General features: G+C 49.9%; 7 protein-coding genes and 2 pseudogenes. 3 read left to right on the forward strand and 6 right to left on the reverse strand.

The annotated features are described in order from the left end of the window. Positions 1-258 (reverse strand): annotated as a pseudogene (locus BFF42_RS06800) (IS1-like element transposase); the annotation flags it as partial. Between the two features lie 254 nt (positions 259-512). Further along, the gene (locus BFF42_RS06810; protein ID WP_000665680.1) at positions 513-875 is read right to left on the reverse strand and encodes a YibL family ribosome-associated protein; all 363 of its coding nucleotides are present in this window, start codon (positions 873-875) and stop codon (positions 513-515) included. 284 nt (positions 876-1,159) lie between these two features. On the opposite strand from BFF42_RS06810, the gene yibT reads away from it, so the two are divergent. Continuing rightward, positions 1,160-1,369 carry a protein YibT gene (gene yibT, locus BFF42_RS26905; RefSeq protein WP_000517100.1) on the forward strand — a complete coding sequence of 70 codons (210 nt, stop codon included), beginning with the start codon at positions 1,160-1,162 and terminating at the stop codon, positions 1,367-1,369. A gap of 16 nt (positions 1,370-1,385) precedes the next feature. On the opposite strand, the pseudogene mtlR reads toward yibT, so the two are convergent. The 3 genes and pseudogenes from mtlR to mtlA form a co-directional block, all read right to left on the reverse strand. After that, a pseudogene (gene mtlR / locus BFF42_RS06815) lies at positions 1,386-1,967 on the reverse strand (mannitol operon repressor MtlR); the annotation flags it as partial. Next, positions 1,967-3,115 carry a mannitol-1-phosphate 5-dehydrogenase gene (gene mtlD / locus BFF42_RS06820; RefSeq protein ID WP_000645426.1) on the reverse strand — a complete coding sequence of 383 codons (1,149 nt, stop codon included), beginning with the start codon at positions 3,113-3,115 and terminating at the stop codon, positions 1,967-1,969. The gene mtlD and the pseudogene mtlR, both read right to left, overlap by 1 nt. A gap of 229 nt (positions 3,116-3,344) precedes the next feature. Then, positions 3,345-5,258 carry a PTS mannitol transporter subunit IICBA gene (gene mtlA, locus BFF42_RS06825; protein WP_000093258.1) on the reverse strand — a complete coding sequence of 638 codons (1,914 nt, stop codon included), beginning with the start codon at positions 5,256-5,258 and terminating at the stop codon, positions 3,345-3,347. Between the two features lie 536 nt (positions 5,259-5,794). Between mtlA and BFF42_RS06830 the strand changes: the two genes are divergently transcribed. After that, complete coding sequence (locus BFF42_RS06830) at positions 5,795-6,157, forward strand: DUF3302 domain-containing protein (RefSeq protein ID WP_000479626.1); 363 nt, start codon at positions 5,795-5,797, stop codon at positions 6,155-6,157. A gap of 2 nt (positions 6,158-6,159) precedes the next feature. Beyond that, positions 6,160-7,296, forward strand: a complete 1,137-nt coding sequence (locus BFF42_RS06835; protein ID WP_000364942.1) for an HlyD family secretion protein — start codon at positions 6,160-6,162, stop codon at positions 7,294-7,296. 484 nt (positions 7,297-7,780) lie between these two features. Here the strand turns inward: BFF42_RS06835 and BFF42_RS06840 are convergent. Next, positions 7,781-8,036, reverse strand: a 256-nt coding sequence (locus tag BFF42_RS06840; protein WP_000474469.1) for an IS1 family transposase, incomplete at its 5' end; no start/stop codon positions are given.

Raw genomic sequence — 8,036 nt, forward strand, 5'->3', positions numbered from 1 at the left:
AGTTTTTTAAGTGACGTAAAATCGTGTTGAGGCCAACGCCCATAATGCGTGCACTGGCGCGACATCCGACGCCATTCATGGCCATATCAATGATTTCTGGTGCGTACCGGGCTGAGAGGCGGTGTAAGTGAACTGTAGTTGCCATGTTTTACGGCAATGAGAGCAGAGATAGCGCTGATGTCCGGCAGTGCTTTTGCCGTTACGCACCACGCCTTCAGTAGCGGAGCAGGAAGGACATCTGATGGAAATGGAAGCCACGCAAGCACCTTAAAATCACCATCATACACTAAATCAGTAAGTTGGCAGCATTACCGATATCTTCTATATATTTTTATTGTTTATAGGTGGCTATTTCGGTAAAAATGCATTTTCAGAATATCAACCAGCGGTAAATCGACGTAAAGGGAGTGAATTGTTTGGTAATTAGGCGAGTAGACAGGAGAGTCCCCGCATTGACCAGCTAAGGCAAGCCAGATGCGGGTTGATATGATCGAACCAGTCGTCTGAGGCGCTTAAAACGCAGTCTTAGAGAATCCAGTCATCTCCTGCAGGCCCATTTCACGGCCCAGCGCGGTCATTGGGTGCACAACCACCAGTCCGCGAACACTTTTCTTCAGCTTGCCCATATCAGCCTGCTCTTTTTTGGTAATTGCGCGCTGAAACGGCATCTTCATCAGCTTCTGTGCTTCTTTACTCAGTTTTTGGCTATGAACCTCACGCAGGCGAGCAATTTCTGCTTCCAGCGTGGCTTTCTCTTTTTCCAGCTCGGCATATTTGTCTGCGGCTTCAACCAGCGACAGATCGGCCTGCTGGTGGCGGATGGCGTCCAGGCGATCGCTGAGACGTTTGATTTCGTTTTTTTCGACTTCTTTCATGTGATGGCTTCTGATAAAGATAAATTTATAGCCCCTAGTATGCGCGACCAGGTGCTTTGTTCACAACTGATGACATTGTAATAGTTCTGCAACGTAATCATTAACATGCTCAAAAACTACGCAATTCGTTGATTAATTAAGAAATCTATAGAAAAAAGATAATAAACAGCAGCGGATGATTATTGAGGATTCAGCACGTTTTCCTTAATGTCATCTTTACCGGGAACCTAAACTAAAATTGGTGGCCGCGCATTCCCGGCGCGGGGTAATACGGAGATATCATCATGGGAAAATTAGGTGAAAACGTTCCGCTTCTTATCGATAAAGCCGTAGATTTCATGGCATCAAGCCAGGCGTTCCGGGAGTATCTGAAAAAACTTCCTCCCCGTAACGCGATTCCGTCCGGAATACCCGATGAAAGCGTGCCGTTATATCTACAACGTCTGGAGTATTATCGTCGGCTTTATCGGCCGAAGCAGGTAGAGGGGCAGTAAGCAGACGTTGCTTACTTTTGAAAGGCTTTTTTAAGCTGATTTTGGAAATCAGCTCAGTCAGTGAAAGGACCATTGTTGATCGCACAGCCTGTTGATAGCGCTGAATTTGCATTGCATACAAACTGGAGTCTGCTGGTTCAAACTGTGGCGGCGGTGGTAACGCCGCCACGCAGTGCAGTTCACCAAAGGGTCCAAGGATTTCGTCGTCGGTAAAGGCGTACTCGTTGCCGTCGTGATTTAGCTCTTCACGCAATGCCATCAGCAGTTCCGCATCTTCGTATTCCTGGCGGTTAATGACGCCCAACCCGTAAATGAGTTTTAAACGCACAGAAAGATCGCCCAGCGGACCGTCGCCGTCGAGTAACGGTTCTACAGCATACTTCACCGCGTAATCGTCTTTGCGGAATACCTGAAGCACCAGAAGATTTACCGCCTCGGTCAAAAGCTCGACGGCGGTGATCAGAAAGCTTCGCACGGTTTTGCCAGCATTCAGACGCTCAAGCACACGGTTTTCAAAGGCCTGGGTTTGTTCCATTGTTGCCTGCATATCTGACAATCTGTTATTCGGGCGCAGGGTGTCCTGCGCCTGGTCCACCATTATTGCATTGCTTTATAAGCGGTTACCGCCTCGGATACAACCTCACTGTTGGCATCAAGACCGGAAATCTGTGCCAGCGCCGCCTGCGGACCTTTGTCAGCGATCAGTGCTGCCAGTTCCTGAGCCTGCGGATCATCTTCACTGCGGAAGTGCATTGCACCAGCAATTCCCTGAATCAGATTCTTGTGCGGAAGGCTGTATTCCAGCGTACCGAGCAGTGGCTTGATCAGACGGTCGCCAGCACTCAGTTTACGCAGCGGCTGACGGCCTACGCGCTCTACATCATCTTTCAGATACGGGTTCTCAAAACGACCGAGGATTTTCTGGATGTACGCCGCATGTTTGTCTGCGTCAAAGCCGTAGCGCTTGATCAGTACCGCACCACTTTCTTCCATCGCACCTTTTACCACCGCGCGGATTTTCTCGTCGAGAATAGCGTCACGAATGGTCTGATGACCGGCCAGTTTTCCGAGGTACGCGGTTATAGCATGACCCGTGTTCAGGGTGAAGAGTTTACGTTCGACAAATGCCATCAGGTTGTCGGTTAACTCCATGCTTGGGATGTTCGGCAGTGCGCCTTTGAACTGCGTTTTATCGACAATCCATTCGCTGAAAGTTTCTACCGTCACTTCCAGCGGATCGTTAGTTGCCGAAGCCGAAGGCGGTACGATGCGGTCAACGGCGGAATCGACAAAGCCAACGTGTTCTTCTACCCACGCTTTGGCGTCTTCCGGCAGGGCGTTCATCACATGGCCTTTCAGCTGCGTGGTACCGCGTACCATGTTTTCACAGGCGATGATGTTCAGCGGGGATTCATTACCTTGTTCTTTGCGTTTCACCAGCCCTTTGGCGATAGCCGGAGCAATACGTTCCAGCACAACCGGGCCAACGGCGGTAGTGACTAAATCGACCTGAGCAATCAGATCAACGACATCATCACCAATGCTGCTGACAGCATTGACGCCGGAAACGGTATCTACCTGCTCGGTTTCACCAACCACATGAACCTGATAGCTATGACGGGCATTCAGGGCATCAAGTACCACCTGATTGACATCGGCAAACGTCAGTTGGATACCCGCGTCTGCCAGCAGTTTACCGATAAAGCCACGACCGATATTACCTGCGCCAAAATGTAATGCTTTCATAGTATTAACCTTCATCAATGTTTTTACCCGAGAGGGCTGGGGTGAGGCTTTTCCCTCACCCAAACCCTCTCCGTGAGGAGAGGGGCAGCGCCGGATGCGGCGTAAGCGCCTTATCCGGCCTACAAGAACGTGCAAATTCAACAAATCGTGATGCATCCTGTAGGCCTGATAAGCGTAGCGCATCAGGCAATTAACCCCACCTTCTCCATGTGGAGAGGGTGGGATTGGATTACTTACGACCTGCCAACAGTTCCAGCACTTCATCCACGCTGGTGGTGTGTGCCAGACGCTCGATGACGGACTCATCATCCAGTGCATTGGTCAGGCTGGTGATAACCTGAATGTGCTCGTTGTTACGGGCTGCAATACCAATCACCAGACGGGCAATGTCATCTTCCTCTTCACCGAAGCGCACGCCTTCCGGGTACTGGCAGAACACCACGCCCGTTTTCAGTACGCGATCTTTCGCTTCAACCGTACCGTGTGGCACCGCGATAGACTCACCCAGATAAGTCGGGGTCAGTTTTTCACGATCCAGCATCGCCTGAACGTATTCCGGCTCAACGTAACCGCCTTTCACCAGCTGCTCGCCAGCAAAACGAATCGCTTCTTCTTTGGTTGCTGCTTTGCGACCGAGGAAGATGTTCTCCGCGCCCAGTTTGAACAGGTTAGCACTGGAATCGTCAAAGCTGTCTTTCAGACTGTCTTTCACTTTCACTTCGTTTTCAGTATGGCGCTGGGCAGCAACCAGACGTTCGGTTAGGCTGGTGTACAGGCCGCTGTCGAGGAAGTTGGTCAGCGAAATATGCTGTGCCTGCGGAACCTGGCGCATAGCGCGTTCGGTCAGGTCACGGTGAGTGATGACGAGGTCCACATCTGGCGGCAGGTTGTTGATCGCGCTGTTAGTGACCGAAATCTGCGACAGACCTGCATCCTGAATTTTCTTACGCAGCACGCCTGCGCCCATCGCACTTGAACCCATACCGGCGTCACAGGCAACGATGATTTTACGTACGTGGCTCAGGTCGTTAGTCACATCGCCCGCAGACAGCGGAGATGTGCCTTTAGACTCAGCTTTCATGTCCTGCATACGACGAGTTGCTGCTTCAATATCATCTTCTTCTTTCACTTTGCTGGTTTTCAGCAAAATAGCAGAGACAACGAAGGAGACAGCCATCGCCGCACACACACCCGCGATGTTAGCGAAATAAGCACCTTTTGGTGTCATCGCCAGTACAGCAAGGATAGAACCCGGAGATGCCGGAGAAACCAGACCACCGCCCAGGATAGTCAGCGTGAACACGCCAGTCATACCGCCGAGGATGACTGCGAGGATCAGACGCGGATTCATCAGCACATACGGGAAGTAGATTTCGTGGATACCACCCAGGAAGTGGATGATTGCCGCACCGCCCGCAGACTGTTTAGCGCTACCACGACCAAAGAACATGTACGCCAGCAGCACGCCCATACCTGGACCTGGGTTAGCTTCAATCAGGAAGAAGATTGATTTACCCAGTTCATGGGACTGCTGAATACCCAGCGGCGAGAAGATACCGTGGTTAATGGCGTTGTTGAGGAACAGGATTTTCGCCGGTTCAACAAAGATAGACGCCAGCGGCAGCATGTCATGGACAACCATGAAGTTAACGCCCGCAGCCAGCATTTTGGACAGGGCTTCAACAATCGGGCCAATGCCGAGGAATGCCAGAATAGCGAGGATCATCCCGATGATGCCTGCGGAGAAGTTATTCACCAGCATCTCAAAACCGGATTTGATCTTACCGTCTACCCAGCGGTCGAAGTGCTTAATGCACCAGCCGCCCAGCGGACCTGCAATCATAGAACCGAGGAACATCGGCATGTCTGCGCCGACGATAACGCCCATGGTGGTGATGGCACCGACTACGCCGCCACGTTCGCCGCCTACCAGCTTACCACCGGTATAACCGATCAGCAGCGGCAGGAGATAAGTGATCATCGGCCCGACCAGCTTCGCCAGCGTCTCGTTCGGTAACCACCCTGTTGGAATAAATAACGCGGTGATGATACCCCACGCGATAAACGCGCCGATATTTGGCATCACCATGTTGCTGAGGAAACGACCAAAGCTTTGCACTTTGATCTTAATATCGGATGACATAAAAACACCCCTTCTTATGTTTGCTGTCGCGCAGGCTGGAAGCCCGAGGTTTTTTGTTAATGTGGCGGCAGAGGTAGCCGGACCTTGTAGATACTGCGAAATCTGGCACTGAATCGGTTAACTGTCCAGTCGACGGCCTTTTGTGTGATATTAATCACATAAATATAGGGGGTAGAGAGGTAATTGACGTGACGTTCATCACAAAACGCTTGTGTAAAAAAGCAACAAGGCGGCGATTTTCGCTAAAAATGGCATTTAAATGTGAGTAGTGTCACATTTTTGTTTTGATGGTTTGTTGAATCTTTGTGATCTGAATCACAAGATATTTTCTTACGGCGTTCACCTGATGTGATCTACAGCATGTTATGCCTTCGTCATACAATCGTTATGTAACTAAGCAACTCATCACCTCTAAAAATTATTCTTTGGTGTTATGGCGAGAATCGCGAACCCGGATTATTGTCAAAATATCAGCCTGACTCCCTTCTGGCTGCCAGCCCAAAAACAACACTGATAAACGTGAATCCGAGGCAGATATGTTTCTAAACTATTTCGCGTTGGGAGTGCTGATCTTCGTCTTTCTGGTGATTTTTTATGGAATCATCGCGATACATGACATCCCTTATCTGATTGCCAAAAAGCGCAATCACCCCCATGCCGACGCTATTCATACGGCGGGCTGGGTGAGCCTGTTTACTCTGCATGTTATCTGGCCGTTTCTGTGGATCTGGGCGACGCTCTATCAACCGGAGCGTGGCTGGGGTATGCAGTCACATGTTGCGTCGCAGGAGAAAGCGACTGACCCGGAAATCGCCTCACTTTCTGACCGAATTTCCCGGCTGGAGCATCAACTCGCCGCCGAGAAAAAGACTGACTATTCCACGTTCCCGGAGATCTAATTATGGATCTATTGATTGTTTTAACTTACGTGGCGCTGGCGTGGGCGGTCTTTAAAATCTTCCGCATTCCGGTAAATCAGTGGACGCTGGCGACGGCGGCGCTGGGAGGCGTGTTTCTGGTGAGTGGTTTGATTTTGTTGATGAACTACAACCACCCTTACACTTTTACCGCGCAAAAGGCAGTGATAGCGATCCCTATCACGCCACAGGTGACGGGAATTGTTACTGAAGTCACTGACAAGAATAATCAGCTTATTCAAAAGGGCGAGGTGCTTTTTAAGCTCGACCCGGTTCGTTACCAGGCGCGAGTTGACAGACTTCAGGCTGACCTGATGACGGCGACGCATAATATAAAGACGCTGCGTGCGCAGCTCACTGAAGCGCAGGCCAACACCACCCAGGTTTCAGCGGAGCGCGACCGTCTGTTTAAAAATTATCAACGTTACTTGAAAGGCAGCCAGGCGGCGGTGAATCCGTTCTCGGAACGTGACATCGACGATGCGCGGCAAAATTTCCTCGCGCAGGATGCGCTGGTGAAAGGCTCGGTGGCGGAGCAGGCGCAGATCCAGAGCCAGCTCGACAGTATGGTTAACGGCGAGCAATCGCAGATTGTGAGCTTAAGAGCGCAACTTACTGAAGCAAAATATAACCTTGAGCAGACTGTCATTCGCGCGCCGAGCAATGGCTACGTTACTCAGGTACTGATCCGCCCAGGTACATACGCAGCTGCCTTGCCGCTGCGTCCGGTGATGGTCTTCATCCCCGAGCAAAAACGGCAAATTGTCGCCCAATTTCGGCAAAACTCGCTGTTACGTCTGAAACCCGGCGATGATGCGGAAGTGGTGTTTAACGCGCTACCTAGGCAGGTGTTTCACGGCAAACTGACTAGTATTTTACCTGTCGTGCCAGGCGGTTCTTATCAGGCGCAGGGGGGATTGCAATCATTAACGGTCGTGCCCGGCACGGACGGTGTGCTGGGAACCATTGAACTGGACCCTAACGATGATATCGATGCCTTACTCGACGGCATCTACGCCCAGGTGGCGGTTTACTCCGACCATTTCAGCCATGTTTCGGTGATGCGGAAAGTGCTGCTAAGAATGACCAGCTGGATGCATTATCTTTATTTGGATCATTGAGGGGGAGGGGGGAGATTATGGAACTTTGCTCCTTGTAAGGACTAATTATTTTTGCATATTACTTCATTAGCTGCGATGATTTTTCTTTAATATTCATTATGTTAATAAGTTCTGGATGAGTGTGCTCTCATTGGATTTTTTATCCGTCTTGTTCTGCCGCAGGATGAGACTATACATCGTCGAGATCGCAATGATGATATGAGTTGTTCCTCCTGCGACGGCTCTAATCAAAAAAGAGCAGGAGTGCTTTTCCATCTATTGCGATGATGGCTTTATTATCTGAAGGATGACAGTCACATTTAAAAAATATTTAATCTATAGATCACAATGTAGGGTCATGGAATATATGTATACAACTATTTTCTTCTTCACTTTTAATTATCGTATTCATTATAAAACTAAGTTAAAAAAACTCCTGGAGAGTGAGTTACTAATATATTTTTAAATAAAATTAAGTTATCATTCATCGGGTAATGACTCCAACTTATTGATAGTGTTTTATGTTCAGATAATGCCCGATGACTTTGTCATGCAGCTCCACCGATTTTGAGAACGACAGCGACTTCCGTCCCAGCCGTGCCAGGTGCTGCCTCAGATTCAGGTTATGCCGCTCAATTCGCTGCGTATATCGCTTGCTGATTACGTGCAGCTTTCCCTTCAGGCGGGATTCATACAGTGGCCAGCCATCCGTCATCCATATCACCACGTCAAAGGGTGACAGCAAGCTCATAAGACGCCCC

Source organism: Shigella sp. FC1661 (genome assembly GCF_001712525.1).
GTDB classification, from domain to species: Bacteria; Pseudomonadota; Gammaproteobacteria; order Enterobacterales; family Enterobacteriaceae; genus Escherichia; species Escherichia coli.

What these genes read in the sequence shown, in the direction of transcription:
- BFF42_RS06810 (WP_000665680.1), bottom strand. Translation starts at nt 875, where the DNA reads ATGAAAGAAGTCGAAAAAAACGAAATCAAACGTCTCAGCGATCGCCTG.
- yibT (WP_000517100.1), top strand. Translation starts at nt 1,160, where the DNA reads ATGGGAAAATTAGGTGAAAACGTTCCGCTTCTTATCGATAAAGCCGTA.
- mtlD (WP_000645426.1), bottom strand. Translation starts at nt 3,115, where the DNA reads ATGAAAGCATTACATTTTGGCGCAGGTAATATCGGTCGTGGCTTTATC.
- mtlA (WP_000093258.1), bottom strand. Translation starts at nt 5,258, where the DNA reads ATGTCATCCGATATTAAGATCAAAGTGCAAAGCTTTGGTCGTTTCCTC.
- BFF42_RS06830 (WP_000479626.1), top strand. Translation starts at nt 5,795, where the DNA reads ATGTTTCTAAACTATTTCGCGTTGGGAGTGCTGATCTTCGTCTTTCTG.
- BFF42_RS06835 (WP_000364942.1), top strand. Translation starts at nt 6,160, where the DNA reads ATGGATCTATTGATTGTTTTAACTTACGTGGCGCTGGCGTGGGCGGTC.